Here is a 20,750-nt window from a genome sequence, read left to right as displayed (position 1 = left end):
ATGATGATATATAAATAATTTAATCAATCATCACCTTAACACTATAATTTATGTTTCTTTTTAGGGTTACTCTACTATAAACTTACCTTTCATGAGAGCGTAATGTCCTGGAAAACTGCAAATATAATCGTAGGTACCTGCTTTAGGTGTTTTAAAAGTTATTGTTGTGGTTTCTCCGCCACCAATAACCTTAGTATAGGCAATTACATCGTTTTCTGAATCTTTTGGAATAAATTGATTGTCTCTTGCTGATGCCGCTTTTCTGCCAAAACCAGCAACATTTACACCTTGTTTAAGTAAAACAAAATTATGCCCCATGACGTTTGCTCCCATTTTACCATTATGCCTTAAGGTTAATTTTACTGTTTTACCAGATGGCACCTTTATTTCAGATTTATCGAACTGCATTTGGTCGTTACCGGAAATTATAATTGTTACAATACCATCTTGTTCGTTAGATACTTCTGTAGATTCGTCTTTTACTTTTTGATAAGTAAAGCCTTCTTCCTGTTTCTTTTCTTTTTTCCCACACGACACCAAAAACGTAATTAAAAGAACTCCTGTTAGTATATATTTTATTGTTTTCATATTAAAATTTTAATTTTAAAGCATAATATATACAATTTCAAAAATAAATATTTAAACACATAAAAAAGTGCAGTATTTTTCATTGAAAAATATTGCACTTTGTATATTAAATATGTTAAAATAGATTAAAGTATGTAATCTGTACTAATAAAATTTGATGCTTTTGTATCTAAAAGCTCATTTAATATAGCTTTGTTATAATTATTATCTTTTGAAGCTACAAAGGTTCTTATTGAAAATGAACGCAAAGCATCATGCACACTTAAAGTACCATAAGCTGAATCTTTACGCCCCGTAAATGGATACACATCTGGACCACGTTGACAAGAACTATTTAAGTTTACACGACATACTAAATTTACCAGCGTATCGATTAATGGTGCTAAAGTATTTACATTTTTACCAAACAAACTTACTTGTTGCCCGTAATCGGATTCTGCCATATCATCTAAAGGTTCTTGAATGTCTTTAAACGACATTACAGGTACAACAGGTCCAAATTGTTCTTCTTTATATACGCGCATATTTTTATTTACAGGATATAACACGGCTGGAAAAATAAAATTCTCGGTAGTTTCTCCTCCTTTTTCATTTAAAATAGTTGCTCCGTTTTGTTTAGCATCGTCTATTAATTCCTGAATGTAAGCGGGTTTATCTTTTTCTGGCAATGGAGTTAACTTCACTCCTGGTTCCCATGGATTTCCAAATTTTAATTGATCCACTGCATATGAAAAACGCCTATTAAACTCTTCAGCAACAGATTCGTGAACATAAATTACTTTTAATGCTGTACAGCGCTGGCCGTTAAACGACAACGTTCCTGCTATACACTCGTTAACTGCTAAATCTAAATCGGCATCGGGCAAAATTATTGCCGGATTTTTAGCTTCTAAACCTAAAACCATACGCAACCTGTTTCCTTTTGGATGAGCAGACTGTAAAGCATTTGCCGATGTACTATTACCTATTAATGCTAAAACATCAATTTTACCCGATTCCATTATTGGAGATGCTAGTACACGACCACGACCATAAATAATATTTACAACTCCTTTAGGAAAGCTATTTTGAAAAGCTTCTAAAAGTGGATGTATAAGTAAAACACCATGTTTTGCTGGCTTAAATATTACGGTATTCCCCATTATTAATGCAGGAATTAACAAGGTAAATGTTTCGTTTAACGGATAATTATAAGGTCCTAAACATAACACCGTACCTAATGGGCCACGACGAATATGCGCATAAACACCATCGTGTTTTTCAAATTTTGCAGAATCTCGATCGAGTTGTTTATAATCTTCAATGGTATCGTAAATATAATCTACCGTTCTATCGAATTCCTTTTCAGAATCCGGTAAATTTTTACCGATTTCCCACATTAAAAGTTTTACAACCTCTTCGCGCTTGGTTTTCATTTGCTCAACAAACTTTTCCATGCATTTTATTCGATCTTCAACTTTCATTGTTGGCCATAAACCCTGCCCTTTATTAAAAGCTCCCAATGCAGCATCCAGCGCATCCATGGCCTCCACTTTTCCTAAAGTTGGAATACTACCTAATAAGGTTGGTTTATAATCGTCGGTTGAAGAAATGGTAGAATACACCTCACTAGTTTCTCCGTTCCATGTTTTTAATTCTCCGTTTGATAAATATGTTTTTTGATGAAGCAGTGACGAAATTTTGTATGCTTCTGGTATTTCTGTAGCTACAATATTCATATTAAAATAGATTAATTGTTTACTACTAATATACGAAGAAGAACAAAAACAACTCTTTAAAAACTAAAGGGTTATTTAAAAAATAGGATAAGTTTAACAGATTAAAATGATTTACTTAAAGTTTTAAAACCGCAAACGTTTTCGGCTAAAACATGTTTAATGTTTGTAATTAATTATTACACTAAAAATTGAAATAAATCGGGTTTATTGTTTAAATAATCACCATAGAAGTTTCTACTTTTCATTTTAGAAATAAGTGGTTCTAAATCTTTTGAAGCTTTTAATTGAATACCAACTACTGCCGAACCATTTTCTCTGTTTGTTTTTTTGGCATACTCGAAAAAGGTAATATCATCTTCTGGCCCAAGAATATCTACCACAAATTCTCGTAATGCCCCAGCACGCTGTGGAAACTTTACTATAAAATAATGCTTTAAATTAGCATATAGTAAAGCACGTTCTTTAATTTCTGGAGTTCTGGTTATATCGTTATTGCTTCCGCTAACAATACAAACTACGTTTTTATCTTTTATTTCTTCAGCATAAAAATCGAGTGCAGAAATACTTAAAGCTCCAGCAGGTTCAACAACAATAGCGTCTTTATTATAAAGCTCTAAAATAGTTTCGCAAACCTTACCTTCCGGAACCGTTATCATGTTATGCAAATTTTCTTTACAAATAGAAAACGTTAGGTCACCAACGCGTTTTACTGCTGCACCATCAATAAACTTATCTATATAATCTAACTCGGTATTTTTATTATTTTTTATAGAAGTCTTCATAGAAGGTGCGCCTTCAGGCTCAACTCCTATAATTTTAGTGTTTGGTGATAATTTTTTAAATACTGAAGATAATCCAGACGCTAAACCACCTCCTCCAACTGCAAGAAACACATAATCTATTGGTTGTGTTGCTTGTTCTATAATTTCTAACCCAATGGTTCCTTGGCCTTCAATAACCTTAGGATCGTTAAACGGATGAATAAAGGTTTTTTGTTTTTCGTTACACTCTTTTGTTGCTGCTGCATTAGCATCATCAAACGTATCTCCAATAAGTTTAATTTCAATAAAATCTTCTCCAAACATTTTTACCTGTTCCACTTTTTGCTTGGGAGTTGGAGCTGGCATAAAAATGGTACCATGAATTTTTAACAACTTACAAGACAAGGCCACACCTTGCGCATGATTACCAGCACTTGCACAAACTACGCCATTTTTAGATTGCTCTGAGGTTAATGAACTTATTTTATTGTAAGCACCACGAATTTTATACGAGCGTACTTGTTGTAAATCCTCGCGCTTAAGCATAATATTAGCTTGAAACTGTTTTGAATATCTTAAACTCGGACTTAAAGGCGTAATTGCCGATACTTTTTTAATATTGGCTGCTGCTTGTTTAATGTTTTCTAAACTTGGAAAATAAGTGGTTTCCGTACTCATATCTAAAGCGTTTTATGCTACTAAAGCGAAAATAATAATTAAAAAAGAAACCTCAAGAATGCATCTTGAGGTTTCGATAAAACTATATGTGTTTTATATTTACACGATTGGTTTCATAGCCGTCATAGATGCTCTTAAGAATTCACCAATTTTTTCAACTGGGTGTTCTCTTAATGCTTTATTAACAGCAATTAATTTAGCATTATCTACACCTTCACCATTATCTTTTGCAAATGGCTTACCAATCACGTCTGTATCAATTTTAGTCATGAAATCTGCTAATAAAGGCTTACAAGCATGATCGAATAAATAACATCCGTATTCTGCAGTATCAGAAATAACACTGTTCATTTCGTATAATTTACGTCTTGCAATAGTGTTTGCAATAAGTGGGGTTTCGTGTAACGACTCGTAATAAGCAGACTCGTCGATGATTCCAGAATCTGTCATAGCTTCAAAAGCTAATTCAACACCTGCTTTCACCATAGCTACCATTAATACACCGTTATCGTAAAATTCTTGTTCAGAAATTTCAACATCTCCAGCTGGAGTTTTTTCGAATGCAGTTTCAGCAGTTTCAGCTCTCCATCCTAATAGTTTCTCATCTCCGTTTGCCCAATCTTCCATCATTCCGCTAGAGAAACGCCCTTCCATAATATCATCCATATGTTTTTGGAATAACGGACGCATGATATCTTTTAATTCTTCAGATAATTCAAACGCTTTAATTTTAGCTGGGTTCGACAATCTATCCATCATGTTTGTAATACCACCGTATTTTAAACCTTCGGTAATAGTTTCCCAACCAAATTGAATTAATTTAGAAGCATAACCAGCATCAATTCCTTTTTCAATCATTTTATCGAAACAAAGGATAGATCCTGTTTGTAATAAACCACATAAAATGGTTTGCTCTCCCATTAAATCACTTTTTACTTCGGCAACGAAAGACGATTCTAAAACACCTGCTCTATCTCCACCAGTTGCAGCTGCATAAGCTTTAGCTTGCGCCCAACCTTTTCCTTCTGGATCGTTTTCTGGGTGAACCGCAATTAATGTTGGCACACCAAAACCTCTTTTATATTCTTCGCGAACCTCTGAACCTGGACACTTAGGCGCAACCATAATTACAGTTAAATCTTCACGAATTTGAGTTCCTTCTTCAACAATATTAAAACCATGAGAATAGCTTAATGTAGCTCCTTTTTTCATTAAAGGCATAACAGCGTTTACAACATTTGTATGCTGCTTATCTGGAGTTAAGTTTAAAACTAAATCGGCAGTTGGAATTAGCTCTTCGTAAGTACCAACAGTAAACCCGTTTTCTGTAGCATTTACAAAAGACTGACGCTTTTCTTCAATAGCTTTTGGCCTTAAGGCATAAGAAATATCTAATCCAGAATCTCTCATGTTTAATCCTTGGTTAAGTCCTTGTGCACCGCAACCAACAATAACAATTTTCTTTCCTTTTAATGCTTCTACACCATCTTCAAATTCTGAAGCGTCCATAAATCTACACTTCGATAATTGATCGATTTTATCTCTTAATGATAGTGTGTTAAAATAATTTCCCATTTTATTTTTCTAGTTGTTGTTTATTTATTAATTATTAAATGCATCAAGCATTTCTGTTATTCTCATTTCATCTTTTGTTACAGCAATGCGCCCTGAACGCACAAACTGCATAATACCAAATACGTTTAAATCGCGACGTAATGCTTCAATTTCATGACGTCGTCCAGATTTTTCTAAAACAAAAAATTCTTTGTTTACCGTTACAATTCTGGTGTTACTTTCTTTAATTATATTTTGAATTTGAGGTTCTTCAAAAAGTAATTCAGACTTTATTTTAAACATACAAGACTCTGTAAAAATAGTTTCGTCTTCAGTATGATAATAGGCTTTAATAACTTCTATTTGTTTTTCAAATTGCCCAACAATTTTCTTAGCCTGATTTTCGCAAATGTTTACCACAATAACAAAACGATTAACACCTTCAATCTCAGATTGTGAAGTTGTTAAGCTCTCTATATTGATATGTCTGCGCTGAAAAATTGCCGAAACACGATTTAATAACCCAATGTTATTTTCGGTGTATATTGAAATGGTATATGATTTTATATCTTCACTCATTTTTATAAGATTTTAGCTTAAACGAACATCTGAAACGGATGCTCCGGTTGGAATCATTGGAAACACGTTATCTTCTTTCTCAACACACACTTCTAAGAAATACGATTTTTTAGAAGCAATCATTTCCTTAACAGCATCGGCCAATTCTTCTCGTTTTACCACTTTGCAAGCTTCAATATGATAACCTTTGGCAATAGTAACAAAATCTGGGTTTACCATTTCGGTTGAAGCATAACGCTTATCGAAAAACAGTTGTTGCCACTGGCGCACCATTCCTAAAAACTCATTATTTAACACTACAATTTTTACAGGTACTTGTTGCTGAAAAATGGTACCTAACTCTTGAATATTCATTTGGTAACCACCATCGCCAATTATGGCTACAACTTCACGATCTGGCGCCGCCATTTTCGCACCAATAGCTGCAGGTAAAGCAAACCCCATAGTTCCTAAACCACCAGAGGTAATATTACTTTTAGTAACGTTAAAATCGGCGTAACGACAAGCAATCATTTGATGCTGACCAACATCTGATACAATAGCGGCTTTACCTTCAGACTCGATATTAATTTGTTTTAATACCTCGCCCATTGTTAAGCCTTCTTTTTCCGGATGAATATCGTGTTTGATAACTTTTTCGAACTCTATTTGATATAAGTCTTTAAATTCTTGCAACCAAGATTCATGTTTTGTTTCGTTTAAAAGTGGTAAAAGTTGTGCTAAACTATCTTTAGCATCGCCAATTACAGCCACATCGGTTTTTACATTTTTATCAATTTCTGCAGGATCTATATCGAAATGTACAATTTTAGCCTGTTTTGCATACGTTGCTAAATTACCCGTAACACGATCGTCGAAACGCATACCAATGGCTATTAATACATCGCATTCGTTAGTTAATTTATTAGGTGCATAATTACCATGCATACCAACCATACCAATATTTAAAGGATGTGATGTTGGTATTGCAGAAGCCCCCAAAATAGTCCAAGCAGAAGGAATTCCTGCTTTTTCCATAACCGCTTTAAGTTCGTTTTCGGCTTCACCTAAAATAACACCTTGCCCCCAAACAATCATTGGTTTTTTAGCATTATTTATTAAATCTGCAGCTGCTTTTACGGCATCAGATTTTATTTTTGGCACAGCAATATAACTACGAATACCAGTACATTTTTTATATTGAAAATCAAGTTCTGAAACTTGAGCATCTTTAGTAATATCGATTAAAACTGGCCCTGGACGACCACTTTTAGCAATGTAAAAAGCTTTTGCTAAAACTTCAGGTATTTCTGAAGCTTTAGTAACTTGGCAATTCCATTTTGTTACTGGTGTTGAAATACCAACAATATCGGTTTCTTGAAAAGCATCACTACCTAATAAGTGTGAAAACACTTGCCCTGTTATACAAACTAACGGTGTTGAATCTATTTGAGCATCTGCAATTCCGGTTACTAAATTAGTAGCCCCAGGTCCAGATGTTGCCATAGCCACACCAACTTTACCAGAAATACGCGCGTAACCTTGAGCTGCATGAGCTGCTCCTTGTTCGTGACGCGTAAGTACGTGATGTATTTTTCCTTGATATTTATAAATTTCGTCGTAAACTGGCATAATTGCACCTCCAGGATATCCGTAAAGTACATCTACACCTTCTTCTATTAAGCACCTTATAACGGCTTCGCTTCCTGTGATGCGTTCTGTTTTATTTGCCACGCTCTTATTTTGTTTTATTGTTTGTGTATCCATTGCTCATTTTTATTCATGAGATTTCTGCCTAAACAGAAATGACAAAACGTTTTATTTTACGCGTCGGTTACACAGCCTTTTGAAGCCGATGCTACCGATTTTGCGTACTTATATAAAATTCCTTTTTTATGTTTTAACTCTGGAGCTTTCCATTGTGCTTTTCTTTCAGCTAATTCTTCATCTGAAATTAAAACGTTAATAGAATTGTCTTCTGCACTAATTCTAATTTTGTCTCCAGTTTTTAACAAACCTATTGTACCGCCCGTTTGTGCTTCTGGTGTAATATGACCAACCACAAAACCATGAGTACCTCCAGAGAAACGTCCATCGGTAATTAATGCTACAGATTTACCTAAACCTGCTCCCATAATTAATGATGTTGGCTTAAGCATTTCTGGCATACCTGGACCTCCTTTAGGACCCACATAGCGGATAACGACGACATCGCCACGCTCTACTTCTCCATTAGAAATACCTGTATTTGCTGCTTGTTCGCCATTGTAAACCACAGCTTTTCCTTCAAAAACCAACCCTTCTTTTCCTGATATTTTTGCTACAGCTCCTTCTGAAGCTAAGTTTCCATAAAGTATTTGTAGGTTTCCTGAAGATTTTAAAGCCTTATCTGTTGGAAAAATAACATCTTGACTATCTTCTTCAAACTCTAATGGCTCAACATCTTTTAAATTTTCAGCTAAAGTTTTTCCTGTAACTGTCATGCAATCTCCGTGCAGATAACCATTATCTAAAAGATATTTCATTACTGCTGGTGTACCACCAATACCGTGAACATCTTCCATCAGGTATTTTCCGCTAGGTTTTAAATCTGCTATTAAAGGAGTTCTGTCACTTACACGCTGAAAATCTTCTAAAGTAAATTCTATATCTGCAGCATGCGCAATAGCTAAAAAGTGAAGTACTGCATTGGTTGATCCGCCTAAAGCATTTACTAAAGCAATAGCATTTTCTATAGATTTTTTAGAAATAATATCTAAAGGTTTTAAATCTAGCTCTAATAAATTTTTAATTGCTCTCGCATGGCGCTCGCTTTCCGATAATTTGTTAGGATTTTCTGCAGGAATAGATGAATTATAAGGTAAAGCAAAGCCCATACACTCTATTGCCGAAGCCATAGTGTTTGCAGTATACATACCACCACATGCTCCTGCTCCTGGAATAGCACGACGAATAATTTCTCTATATTCTTCTTCTTCTATTTCACCAGCTACCTTTTGCCCTAAAGCTTCAAAAGCAGAGACAATATTAAGTTTTCTCCCCTTATAGTTTCCAGAAGCAATAGTTCCGCCATACATCATAATAGACGGACGATTTAATCGCAACATTGATATTACAGCTCCTGGCATATTTTTATCACAGCCAACAATAGAAATTAACGCATCGTAACTTTGTGCATTCATTACAGTTTCAATAGAATCGGCAATAATATCACGAGAGGCCAAAGAATAGTTCATTCCTGATGTCCCCATAGAAATACCATCACTAACACCTATTGTGTTAAACCCTAAACCGACTAAGTTAGCAATTTTACACTCTAGCTTAACCTCATCTTTAAGCCTATTTAAATGCATGTTACATGGGTTACCATCGTAACCTGTACTAGCAATACCCACTTGGGCTTTGTTCATGTCTTCATCTGTTAATCCAACAGCGTATAACATGGCTTGTGATGCGGGTTGCGATTCGTCTTGTGTTAATCGTTTACTGTGTTTATTTAATTCTTTCATTGTTTATTTACAGAAAATTTTATCTTTTGTCTTAATTTTTTAGCAAATATTTAGTTTTTGATTTTCAATCTTAAATTTCACCTAAAAAAAGACATAATAAGATTCGAAATTAGTTTTTTAAGCTATTCTTGCTATTTTTCTATCTTTTCATAGTTTAAATTCACAATTAAAAAAAATCAGTTAAATGATTGATTTGTAATGTTTTAAATCTATTTTTTTATGACGTTCAAAAACTTAAAAAAAAACTTAAAAAAACCTTCCGTTTCAGGAAGGCTTTATTAAAGTTATATAATTAAAATACCATTCCTTATCGCCGAGAAAAAATCACAACAACATTTACTGAAATGATATTTAAAGTATTATTTCGCATTACTTATTACAAAAAAAATTTTATTTTGTTTTAAACCTTCAATTTTTTCATAAAAAAAAGAAAAATGGTTTTCATTTTCTTTTATTTTTATACTTTTGCGCCACAAATAACAGAGGAAAGATTTGACTGATTGCAACCTCTTTTTATATTGAACAATGTACACTGGTATTAACAAAGTACCAAAAACAAGTTCAGGATAAATATAAAAATGCTAAAGGCAGTGTTAACTACCTTGACGTTTTCCGTCAAATCTATTTCTATTAAAATATATTTTATGGCTTATTTATTTACTTCAGAAAGTGTTTCTGAAGGCCACCCAGATAAGGTCGCAGACCAAATTAGTGATGCTTTAATTGATAATTTTTTAGCATTTGATGTAGACTCGAAAGTAGCTTGCGAAACCCTTGTAACAACTGGGCAAGTAGTGCTTGCGGGAGAAGTACGCTCGAAAACTTATTTAGATGTACAACAAATTGCCCGAGATACAATTAATAAAATTGGCTATACCAAAGGAGAATATATGTTTGATGGTAATTCTTGTGGCGTTTTATCTGCTATACACGAACAATCTGACGAAATTAACCAAGGTGTAGACCGAGGTAGTAAAGAATTACAAGGTGCAGGCGACCAAGGTATGATGTTTGGTTACGCCACCAACGAAACCGAAAATTTTATGCCACTGGCACTAGATTTATCGCACCGCATTTTAACCGAACTTGCCGAATTACGAAGAGAAAACAAAGACATTACTTATTTAAGACCAGACAGTAAAAGTCAAGTTACTATTGAATATAGTGATGATAATATTCCGCAACGTATTGATGCCATAGTAGTTTCTACACAACACGACGAATTTGATGAAGATGAAGCAATGCTTACTAAAATTAGAAGAGATATTATTGAAATATTAATACCTCGTGTAGTAGCGAAATTACCAGAAGCAACTCAGGCTTTATTTAACAACGACATTACATACCATATTAACCCAACAGGCAAGTTTGTTATAGGTGGACCACATGGCGATACTGGTTTAACTGGACGAAAAATTATTGTAGACACTTACGGTGGTAAAGGCGCTCATGGTGGTGGTGCATTTTCTGGTAAAGACCCGAGTAAAGTAGACCGAAGTGCTGCTTATGCAACACGACATATTGCTAAAAACTTAGTTGCTGCTGGTGTTGCTAATGAAGTTTTAGTACAAGTAAGTTATGCCATTGGAGTTGTAGAACCTATGGGAATTTTTATTGACACTTATGGTACTTGCCCTTTTAACATGACCGATGGTGAAATTGCACAAAAAGTAAGTGAAATTTTTGATATGCGACCATTCGCTATTGAAGAACGCTTGAAACTACGCTCACCTATGTACAGCGAAACTGCTGCATACGGACACATGGGACGTAAAAACGAAACAGTAAGTAAAACGTTTTCTCAACCAAACGGAGAAAGCATTACCCTAGATGTTGAATTATTTACTTGGGAAAAGTTAGATTATGTTGATAAGGTGAAAGAGGCTTTTGAGATTTAAACCTTATTTACAGTTGAACGAGAATAATAGCTAGTTATCATAAAAGGGCGTTATTACAGACCTAAATTTTTATTTTAGTCTAGCTAATCAATAAGTAAAATATGAAGTCATCTTTAAAAATTGCTAGAACAGTTGTTCTATTAATTATTCTTGTTATTTCTGGCGAAATTAACGCAACTAATTCAAGTTTACAACAAACACCGACTCCCGGACCACTGCCTCCTCCTCCTGGATATTCGGATAATGATTCTGTTCCTATAGATGGTGGACTTGCAGCACTACTTTTAGGTGCTACTTTTTTCGGAGTGAAAAAATTAAGAAACCGTAAGCAGTAGAAGCTTATTCGAAAAATAACAAATAAAGGTAGACTTTAAAAAGTCTACCTTTTGTATTTCTATACGGTACTACCTTATTTTATAATGTTAAAACCTTCGCTTGCAAAAAAAATTCTCTTACAAATTAAGCATTATTTAAAGCGAAACAAACAACAGCTTACTGTTAAACAAAAAAAGTCCGCACCTTAGTGCAGACTTTTTATTTTTTGTGGGAAGAGCAGGATTCGAACCTGCGAAGACATAGTCAGCAGATTTACAGTCTGCCCTCGTTGGCCGCTTGAGTATCTTCCCAAAACCGAGCGCAAATATATTACGGTTCTTTGTATCTACAAAATAAAATTTCACTTCTTTTTAAAATAAAAATGAAAGTGTTTAATTATAAACACTTTCATTTAATACTTATTATGAGAAACAAAAACTGGCTCTTAGCAAAATAGACTTTACAAACTATAAATTACTCTAAAAGTTACAAACCTTGGCAAAATATATGTTGAAGAATTTGTTACGGAATAAGTACCTACATTATTATTAATGTTTGCATCAATATTAAGTAAGTTACTAGCTTTTACCTCGAACTCCCAATGTGAATCTTCGTTATTTCTATAAGCTAAACTGGCATCCCAAGTTTGATATGACTCCGACTCACCATCAACGTCTTGGTTAGTATATGAATAATCGGTTACAAACGTTACTTTTTTCCATATATAAGCATCAAAATTTATTGATGGTGCGTTTCTTATAATTTTTGTTGTTCTTGTTCCTTGTTCTGTATTGCTTATTGAATAGCTATAACGTAAACTTACATTTGGAGCCGAATTAAAATTAGTACGTATTTCTGGTCTATATGTTTGGCTAAATGTTTTATTTACAGATTGCACATTTTCAATAAATTGATTTTGCAAACTATAACTATAATTAGCATTTATGCCTGTTCTAATTTTCCCAAACGTACGTTGCCAGCGACCGTAAGCTGTAAGCGATTCGTCTGCAAATTGCGAATTAAAATAAGTACTTGTTGTAATTACATTTTCAAAATTTGTTAACGACCTTATTTGGTCTATATTTTTTGTGTAATTAACCACTGCAAAAACATTAGTATAATTAAACAAATTAAAACTACGATAACGCAAGGTTAAATTATGCGATAAACCATTTTGTAATGTAGCATTACCATAAGATAAGTTGTCGAAACTATTTAAAACTAGGCCTCGTGCAATATTTGTAACATCTGTAAATTGGTTACTCATTTTATAGTTAAACTGAAGGCTCTCCGATTTTTTAAACTGTACACGTGTTTCAAATTCTGGTAAAACACGGAAGAAGTTATCTTCGTAAGTTTCACCAAATTGAATGTTTTGATTACCGTATGCATGCAGAGATATACCTGGACGAAATGTAAATTTTCCTAACTTTAAATTATAACGTGTTCCTAAATAAATATCGCTAAAGTTATATTGTGTATCGTTTTCTGCTAATAACAAATTACCATCGGTATCAACAATTGTTGGTGTGGCATCAAGCGTTTCACCATCTTCTAAAAACTGAAAAATATTAGAGTTATAATCTTGTCTGCTAAAAATAGTTCCTAAAGTAAAACTTATGTTACTTTTTGAGTTTAAAATATTGTAATAATCTAGTTTAGCATCAAACTGATTTGATTTTACATATTGATTTTGCCCTAGGTTATAAAAATCTAAACTACGATCTAACCCTAATTGTTGTGCTGTTTCATCATAAGCATCTTCTTCTGTATCATCATCACCATCATCATCGTCATCATTATTTGTTGGATCGTTTTGTAAATAGGCATTATAAAACGGATCTTCATCTTTTAAAACATGTAAAGCTTCGAGTGCAAAAATGTTATTTTCGTTTAACGTATAAAAATATTTAAAGTTTTGTTTTAAACTAAATGGCGTTACTTCATCTAATTGATTTGTTTCACCTATAATTGAAGATACTTCTACTTGCTCTTCCGAATCTTTTGAAAGACTTCCTAAAACATCATATTCTATTTGGTTATTTGCATTAGGCTTATACATAGCGCTTAATTTAACCAAACCTTGATCTGAAGCTTCTCGTCCTGTGTTAATGGTTTCTTCATCTGGAATACCCAATTCAGGATCGGTATAACGAATGTAACTTTCTTGTCGTGTATTTAATTTGGTACTATTAAAAATTACAAATCCGCTTAAATCTAAAACACTACTTGGCGCATAACTAAAGTTTGTTGCCGCTAATTTAGCATCTACTTTTTGTGAGTTTGCAACACTTGTTAAACCACTTAAGCCGTTATCGCCTAAACTTAAATTTGTACCGCTATCACGACTTGGCGCCCTAAAACCACCACCAAAATTTCTCACTTCTCTGTTAGTTAATGCTGGTTCACCAATATTATTTAGGTCGCCAATTACATTAATACTATACTTAGGGTTGTAATAAAACAGTTTAGGTTGCACTAAATACAAAGCGTCGTTTGGCGAAGGCGCCACCCCGCCACCAACGGTTACATCTCCAAACCAAAAGTTTTCTTTACCTTCTTTAAGTTTTACATTTATGGCGTAATTATCGCTATTATTTTCAACACCTTTTAATTGTGAGTTTTCTGAAAAATTGCGCAGTACTTCAATTTTATCTACGGCATTAGATGGTATATTTTCTGTTGCGAGTTTAGAATCTCCATCAAAAAAATCTTTTCCGTTAACAGTTAGCTTTTGCACTACGGTACCTTCTACTTCTATCTGGCCATCATCATTAATTTCTACTCCAGGAAGCTTATCTATTACGTCTTCAAGTTTTCTTTCCGACCCATTTTTAAAAGAATCGGCATTGTAAATAATGGTATCTCCTTTAACTGTAACAGGCATTTCATACACTATTTCAACCGCGTCTAAAGCGTTATCGTATTGTAAAATAAAGTTTTCAGTAACATTATCTGTTTTAGTTTCAATAAACTTTTCACCTGGTTTCATACCAATATAAGTTACCTGTAATTTATAGGCTGTATTTTCTTTTAAAGTAATCCTATAAAACCCTTTTTCTGTAGTAATACTATACCCGTCAAGCACATTTGTTGTTTGGTTTATAGCTACAATATTTGCCAATTCTAAAGGGTTACCAATACTATCTGTTACAACACCTTCTAGTTTAATTTGGGCATAAGTTGCTAAGCTTGTTAACAAAACAAGCAAGAGCGTAATTTTTAACTTCATAAAAAATTATAATTAAAATTGGGCAAATTAACGTCTGTTTCCTCCAGGTCCGTTTCTTCGGTTTCTAAAATTGTTACGCATTTCTTCAGTTTTCTTTTTAACAATTTCGTTATATTCTTCTTTACTAACTTCTTTACCTTTTTTAGGTTCTTTAATCGTAGTTTTCTCTTCTGGGTTTACTACAATTTTAGTACATAAAATGGTTGTTTTACCTGCATTAACTTCTAGTATTAAACCCGGCAAACCCCAATAATCTGCAGGACCTTGATTTACTGGTATTTGCATTGTATACCAAGCAACTATATCGACACTTTTAGGTTCTTTAGGTTTTGTTTCTTCTTCTTTAGCTTCTTCTCCTTCTTCTCTTCTTGGCGGTCTAAAATCTTCAAACCCTACAGCTGTAGACTTAATTGTAGCTGTTGCCTTAAAACATGTGTATTGACCAATTTGTTTGGTTTCACCCGTCATTTGCCATTCGTATTTTGGTAATGTATCTTTTACTAAAAACTGTTTCCCAAAAAACTCTTGTTCTTGTAATAATTGGTTTGTTTTTACATTTTTATATTCTGGACCACCTGTAAAACTACTACTCATCATTGCTCCAAAACCTCTACGACCTTGGTCTTGCCCAGGAGCCTCAAGCGTTTCATCTTCTTTGTATAATGACTCTGTTTGATTGAATGTAAGTGTGTATGTTTTTTCAAACATACTCTTCATGCGCTCTGCAATACGCTTTTTTTGTTCCTCACTCATATCCGGACGACCAAAATTTTCGGTATTTATTGAAGTTTTAGACATGTAATGCGCCACACCTTGAAAATCGGTTTGTGCCCAAGAGCATAAAGAAACCAGTAGCGCTAAACTGGCAATTAGTGTTTTTTGTAAATTAAGTTTCATAAAATCGCGTGTTAATTACGGCGTAAATTTAAATATGTGTTTGCTTTGTTAGACTTTTGTTCTTGATTTTAGTTTAACCTTAAAACGTTAAATGATTCTTAAAAAATTAATAAACTTAAATTTTAAAAGTTTATATCATTTTGTACTTTACAAACCTTTATCATGAAACACTGTTTTTACATTCTTATTCTCTTTTCTTTTTCAGTTTTTGCTCAGAATATTAATTCTAAAATAATTAAGCAAACACCTTTTGACGCAGATTCTATTTTTGGAATAGATAATTTTGGCACTATTTTTTTTAGTAAAGACAATGTTTTTTATAAGAAAAGCAAAGACAATATCCTATCATACAACAACATACAATTAGGAGACTTACAATCTGCAAACTCCTTTAATCCTTTAAAAATTAATTTATTTTATAAAGATTTTAATACGGTAATTATTTTAGACAATAGGCTTGCAGAAATTTATAAAATAGACTTTAACAACATACACCCTTATAAAATGGTATCGTATGCTTCTATGGGGTTTGATAATTCAATTTGGATATTTAATCAAGAATTACAAAAGCTTGAATTATTTAATTATAAAACCAACACAACAAAAGCACAAACAGCACCTGTTACAGGCGAAATACTTGATTTAAAAAGTAATTATAATTATTGTTGGCTTTTAACAAAGCATTATTTATATGTTTATACATACTTTGGTAGTTTAGTAAAAAAAATTAAAAACCAAGGTTACACTGCAATGGCCATAAATAACGAAAGTGTTATTTTAAAAACAAAAAATGGCCTATTTTACTTAAAAGAAAATAGTAATAATCCCACACCGATAACAACTCCAAATTTAAATATAAAACAGTTTTTTGTAACCAACGAAACCTTGTATATTTACACCCTTAATAGCTTGCAAGAATTCCAATTAAAAATTTAATCTTACTATGCACATTGCAATTGCCGGAAATATTGGCGCAGGAAAAACAACGCTTACCAAACTACTAGCTAAACATTTTAAGTGGGAACCACAATTGGAAGATGTGGTAGACAATCCTTATTTAGATGATTTTTATAACCAAATGGAACGTTGGAGTTTTAACTTGCAAGTATATTTTTTAAACAGCAGATTCCGTCAAGTTTTACAAATTCGCCAAAGCGGTAAAGATATTATTCAAGACAGAACTATTTATGAGGATGCTCATATTTTTGCACCAAACTTGCATGCTATGGGCTTAATGACAAATAGAGATTTTGAAAACTACAGATCGCTTTTTGAGCTTATGGAATCGTTAGTTCAAGGCCCAGATTTATTAATTTATTTACGCAGCTCAATATCTAACCTTGTTTCGCAAATACACAAACGTGGTCGCGATTACGAAAACTCTATTAGTATTGATTATTTAAGCAGACTTAACGAAAGATATGAAGCTTGGATTCATGGCTACGACAAAGGCAAGCTTTTAATTATTGATGTAGATAATCTTGATTTTGTTGCAAACCCAGAAGATTTAGGTAGTGTTATTAATCGTATAGACGCAGAAATAAACGGCTTATTTTAAACCTAAGCCTTTACAAAACCATGTTTTTTAGCATGATTAATGGCTTGCTCTGTAGTTTCTACTAACAATACAGGAACATCTTTATACTCACTAAATAAATGCTTTACTTTTTTCATTTTGCCTTTATGCTCAACATTCATTAAATAAATAGCCAAAATACGGTTAGGATAATCTCCAGCCAACTGCCTGTATATGTATGGATCATGCTCGCCAATATCTCCAATTAAAATAAATTGTAAATGAGTATAGGTTTCTAAAAGATTTATTATTTCCTTTTGCTTTTGCGGTAAATAATCTTTCTTTTTTTTACTAAATGGTTTCGGAAAATTCCGCAATACAATAGGTCCTTTTGGAAAGTTATTTTTACTTAAAAAGTATTTTAAATACCTATATAAATTCCATGGACTATGACTTACATAAAATATAGGATTTGCTGCTTTACCAGATTTACCTCTATGCAATAAATGATAAAATTCTGGAGCCCCATCTCGTGGTATTCGCTTTCCTGCTGAAGTTAAAAACGTATTAAAAACAACTCGCCATTTTAATATAGAAACTAATCCTGTATGTAGAATGGTATCATCAATATCACTAATAACTCCAAATGAAGCATCTTTGCAAGGAATTAACATTTCGCCAGGAAATTTGTTATTCATTTGTATTACGCGTCGAAGATTTGCCACATCATACGAAAACTCCAAAGACACCCAACCTTCACTATTAGCATAAGCCATTAAATTATCTACCTTTTCATCGATAATAAAATAACCTCGATGATTAGTTTTTGTGTAAAACATAGTATTCTCTCCTACCTTTACCCTAATTTTAGCATGCTTTATTTCGTCAGTTTCAAAGCGTTTCCACGCATTAAAAATAAGTTTAAATGCACCTCTTTGTTCTAAGTTAATACTTTCATCTTCAAGAGCTCGACCTCTTAAATACAGCCTATTTGAAGTTCCATAGGTTTGAAAAGCTATAATTTGAAGCGGGTCTTTTTTAAACATTTTGCATATTAATAACGATATAAAAATAAAAAAACCACACTAAAAAGCGTGGTTTTCAAAAAATTATAATTAAAACTATTTTTCAACTTCTTTTTTTATCTTCTTACTAACCGAAACACCGTCTTGCTTATCAGCTTTATTTAAAGCTTCAACCTTTGCTTTTACTTCTGCTTCTGTTCCTTTAAAAGTTTGGTAACTTATAGTTTCTGTTCCATTTTTATTAATAACAGTAGTTACGATGGCCTTTACAGAATCTTCTGTATTTTTAGTCATTTCGACTTTAATTTCTTTTTTTACTTCATCACTACTAATTGCATAGGCAGAAACATCATCATTCGAAACCAAACTAGGCGCAATTACAAGAGCCACCACAGACATTAATTTTAATAAAATATTTAATGAAGGCCCAGAGGTATCTTTGAAAGGATCGCCTACGGTATCACCCACAACCGCTGCCTTGTGTGCATCTGTGCCTTTTCTTCCTTGCTCTTCAATAGTTTTTTTTGCATTATCCCAAGCGCCTCCTGCATTAGACTGAAAAATAGCCATTAATACACCGCAAGTAGTTACTCCCGCAAGTGTGCCACCCAACATTTCGGCTCCACCTACAAAACCAATGGCTACAGGAACGGCTATAGCTAATAAACCAGGAAAGATCATTTCTTTAATAGAAGCTTGTGTAGAAATAGCAACACATTTATCATATTCTGCTACACCATCGGCCGCATCGAAAATTTTTCTATCTGCTTCTGAAGCTTTCGACATATCTGAATCGTATTTACGCATAACTTCTAACGCAGCTTTTAACTGTGGAATATCTCTGAATTGGCGACGTACTTCCTCAATCATGGCCATGGCTGCACGCCCAACCGCATTCATAGACAACGCTGAAAACACAAATGGCAGCATACCTCCAACAAGTAATCCTGCCATAATATTTGGTTTAGAGACATCAATAGAAGTAATTCCTGCTGTTTTCATGAAAGCTGCAAAAAGTGCTAGAGCAGTTAAAGCTGCCGATGCTATAGCAAACCCTTTACCAATAGCAGCTGTGGTATTTCCTACAGCATCTAATTTATCGGTACGCTCACGAACTTCACTTGGTAATTCTGCCATTTCTGCAATGCCCCCTGCATTATCTGATATTGGTCCGTAGGCATCAACAGCCAACTGAATTCCTGTGTTGGCTAGCATACCTACAGCAGCAATGGCAATGCCATATAAGCCTGCAAAATGATGTGACACTAAAATAGCAGCTGCAATTAAAATAATTGGAATAGCTGTAGACATCATACCAATACCTAAGCCTGCTATTATATTTGTTGCAGAACCTGTTTCAGATTGTTTTACAATAGAATTTACTGGTTTTTTTCCAGTTCCTGTATAATATTCGGTGACTTTACCAACTGCTAAGCCTGCTACTAAGCCTGCGAGTACAGCAATAAAAACACCTGTTGCTCCGTGCTCCAACCCTTCAGTACTTTCGGGAATAAAACTATTTATTATAAAATAAGAAGCTATTAACATTAAACCTGCAGATCCAAATTCTCCAATATTTAAAGCTGTTTGCGGATTACCACCATCTTTAACTTTAACAAAAAAGGTTCCAATAATAGACATTATAATTCCAACAGCCGCCAAAACTAATGGCAAGTACACAGCTCCAATGCCATTGGCTACACCTGGTGTAATTATAAAAGCACCTAAAACCATTGTACCAATTATTGAGCCCACATAAGACTCGAATAAATCGGCCCCCATACCTGCAACATCACCAACATTATCCCCAACATTATCTGCAATTGTGGCAGGGTTTAAAGGATGATCTTCTGGTATTCCAGCTTCAACTTTACCTACCAAATCGGCTCCAACATCGGCTGCTTTTGTGTAAATACCACCACCAACACGAGCAAAAAGCGCAATAGATGATGCTCCAAGTGAAAATCCTGATAAAACATTTAATACTTCGTTTAAGCCCCAGCCCATTTCGCTGTAAATAATAAATAGACCGCTTAAACCTAAAACTCCAAGCCCTACAACTCCAAGCCCCATTACAGCACCACCAGCAAAAGCAACCTCTAATGCTTTACCCAAGGAAGTTCTGGCTGCACTTGTAGTGCGAACATTGGCTTTTGTTGCCACCTTCATACCTATGAAACCTGCCAATGCAGAACAAATTGCACCCACTATAAATGATACTGCTACCATACCATTTGAGCCTACTTCATTATTTCCTTTAAAGAATAAAAGAACAGCCACTGCTAAAACAAAAATTGAAAGTATTTTATATTCGGCTTTAAGAAAAGACATAGCACCATCGGCAATGTTTTTAGCTATGCGTTTCATTTTGTCTGTGCCTTGATCTTGTTTTGATACCCAAGCGCTTTTAATAAATACAAAAGCAAGGGCTATTACTCCAAAAAGTGGTAAGAATTTTAGAATATTTTCCATGTGGTTAGTTGGTTTTAATTAAACAATTA

Annotated in this window: 15 protein-coding genes and 1 tRNA gene; 4 read left to right on the top strand and 12 right to left on the bottom strand. The window is 33.7% G+C overall.

All coding sequences use genetic code 11. The features are described from left to right. Window positions 1–66 precede the first annotated feature (66 nt). The 7 genes from azu to ilvD form a co-directional block, all read right to left on the bottom strand. The gene (azu, locus tag LG649_RS06960; protein WP_226542664.1) at window positions 67–588 is read right to left on the bottom strand and encodes an azurin; all 522 of its coding nucleotides are present in this window, start codon (window positions 586–588) and stop codon (window positions 67–69) included. A gap of 125 nt (window positions 589–713) precedes the next feature. Beyond that, window positions 714–2,306, bottom strand: coding sequence for an NADP-dependent glyceraldehyde-3-phosphate dehydrogenase (locus LG649_RS06955; protein WP_226542662.1), 1,593 nt, complete (start codon window positions 2,304–2,306; stop codon window positions 714–716). A gap of 176 nt (window positions 2,307–2,482) precedes the next feature. Then, the gene (gene ilvA, locus LG649_RS06950; RefSeq protein WP_226542660.1) at window positions 2,483–3,745 is read right to left on the bottom strand and encodes a threonine ammonia-lyase IlvA; all 1,263 of its coding nucleotides are present in this window, start codon (window positions 3,743–3,745) and stop codon (window positions 2,483–2,485) included. 99 nt (window positions 3,746–3,844) lie between these two features. After that, window positions 3,845–5,320: a ketol-acid reductoisomerase gene (gene ilvC / locus LG649_RS06945; protein WP_226542658.1), complete on the bottom strand. Its 1,476-nt coding sequence runs from the start codon at window positions 5,318–5,320 to the stop codon at window positions 3,845–3,847. A gap of 27 nt (window positions 5,321–5,347) precedes the next feature. Then, on the bottom strand, window positions 5,348–5,878 hold the full coding sequence (ilvN, locus tag LG649_RS06940) for an acetolactate synthase small subunit (RefSeq protein ID WP_226542656.1): 531 nt from the start codon (window positions 5,876–5,878) through the stop codon (window positions 5,348–5,350). Between the two features lie 12 nt (window positions 5,879–5,890). After that, window positions 5,891–7,624, bottom strand: coding sequence for a biosynthetic-type acetolactate synthase large subunit (gene ilvB, locus LG649_RS06935; protein WP_226542654.1), 1,734 nt, complete (start codon window positions 7,622–7,624; stop codon window positions 5,891–5,893). Window positions 7,625–7,680: 56 nt separating this feature from the next. After that, the gene (ilvD, locus tag LG649_RS06930; protein WP_226542652.1) at window positions 7,681–9,366 is read right to left on the bottom strand and encodes a dihydroxy-acid dehydratase; all 1,686 of its coding nucleotides are present in this window, start codon (window positions 9,364–9,366) and stop codon (window positions 7,681–7,683) included. 644 nt (window positions 9,367–10,010) lie between these two features. Between ilvD and metK the strand changes: the two genes are divergently transcribed. Then, entirely contained in the window at window positions 10,011–11,264 is a 1,254-nt protein-coding gene (metK, locus tag LG649_RS06925; RefSeq protein WP_226542650.1) for a methionine adenosyltransferase, read from the top strand. A gap of 101 nt (window positions 11,265–11,365) precedes the next feature. Then, window positions 11,366–11,599 carry a PID-CTERM protein-sorting domain-containing protein gene (locus tag LG649_RS06920; RefSeq protein ID WP_226542648.1) on the top strand — a complete coding sequence of 78 codons (234 nt, stop codon included), beginning with the start codon at window positions 11,366–11,368 and terminating at the stop codon, window positions 11,597–11,599. Between the two features lie 209 nt (window positions 11,600–11,808). Here the strand turns inward: LG649_RS06920 and LG649_RS06915 are convergent. From LG649_RS06915 to LG649_RS06905, 3 genes are all read right to left on the bottom strand, one after another. Further along, window positions 11,809–11,890: transfer RNA gene (locus tag LG649_RS06915), tRNA-Tyr, on the bottom strand. Between the two features lie 149 nt (window positions 11,891–12,039). Then, window positions 12,040–14,811: a carboxypeptidase regulatory-like domain-containing protein gene (locus tag LG649_RS06910; RefSeq protein ID WP_226542646.1), complete on the bottom strand. Its 2,772-nt coding sequence runs from the start codon at window positions 14,809–14,811 to the stop codon at window positions 12,040–12,042. Between the two features lie 27 nt (window positions 14,812–14,838). Further along, window positions 14,839–15,708 carry a GLPGLI family protein gene (locus LG649_RS06905; protein ID WP_226542644.1) on the bottom strand — a complete coding sequence of 290 codons (870 nt, stop codon included), beginning with the start codon at window positions 15,706–15,708 and terminating at the stop codon, window positions 14,839–14,841. 162 nt (window positions 15,709–15,870) lie between these two features. Between LG649_RS06905 and LG649_RS06900 the strand changes: the two genes are divergently transcribed. Together LG649_RS06900 and LG649_RS06895 are read left to right on the top strand one after the other, a co-directional pair. Further along, a complete protein-coding gene (locus tag LG649_RS06900) occupies window positions 15,871–16,644 on the top strand; it encodes a hypothetical protein (protein WP_226542642.1) in 774 nt (257 codons plus the stop codon). 7 nt (window positions 16,645–16,651) lie between these two features. Then, window positions 16,652–17,266, top strand: a complete 615-nt coding sequence (locus tag LG649_RS06895) for a deoxynucleoside kinase (protein WP_226542640.1) — start codon at window positions 16,652–16,654, stop codon at window positions 17,264–17,266. 2 nt (window positions 17,267–17,268) lie between these two features. Here the strand turns inward: LG649_RS06895 and LG649_RS06890 are convergent, their stop codons facing one another. After that, window positions 17,269–18,270 carry an App1 family protein gene (locus LG649_RS06890; RefSeq protein WP_226542638.1) on the bottom strand — a complete coding sequence of 334 codons (1,002 nt, stop codon included), beginning with the start codon at window positions 18,268–18,270 and terminating at the stop codon, window positions 17,269–17,271. 75 nt (window positions 18,271–18,345) lie between these two features. Further along, window positions 18,346–20,721: a sodium-translocating pyrophosphatase gene (locus LG649_RS06885; protein ID WP_226542636.1), complete on the bottom strand. Its 2,376-nt coding sequence runs from the start codon at window positions 20,719–20,721 to the stop codon at window positions 18,346–18,348. Window positions 20,722–20,750 lie beyond the last annotated feature (29 nt).

The organism is Neotamlana laminarinivorans (assembly GCF_020523925.1).
GTDB lineage: Bacteria > Bacteroidota > Bacteroidia > Flavobacteriales > Flavobacteriaceae > Neotamlana > Neotamlana laminarinivorans.
The sequence above is the reverse complement of the archived record's forward strand: the minus strand, read 5'-3'. Positions and strand labels throughout refer to the sequence as shown.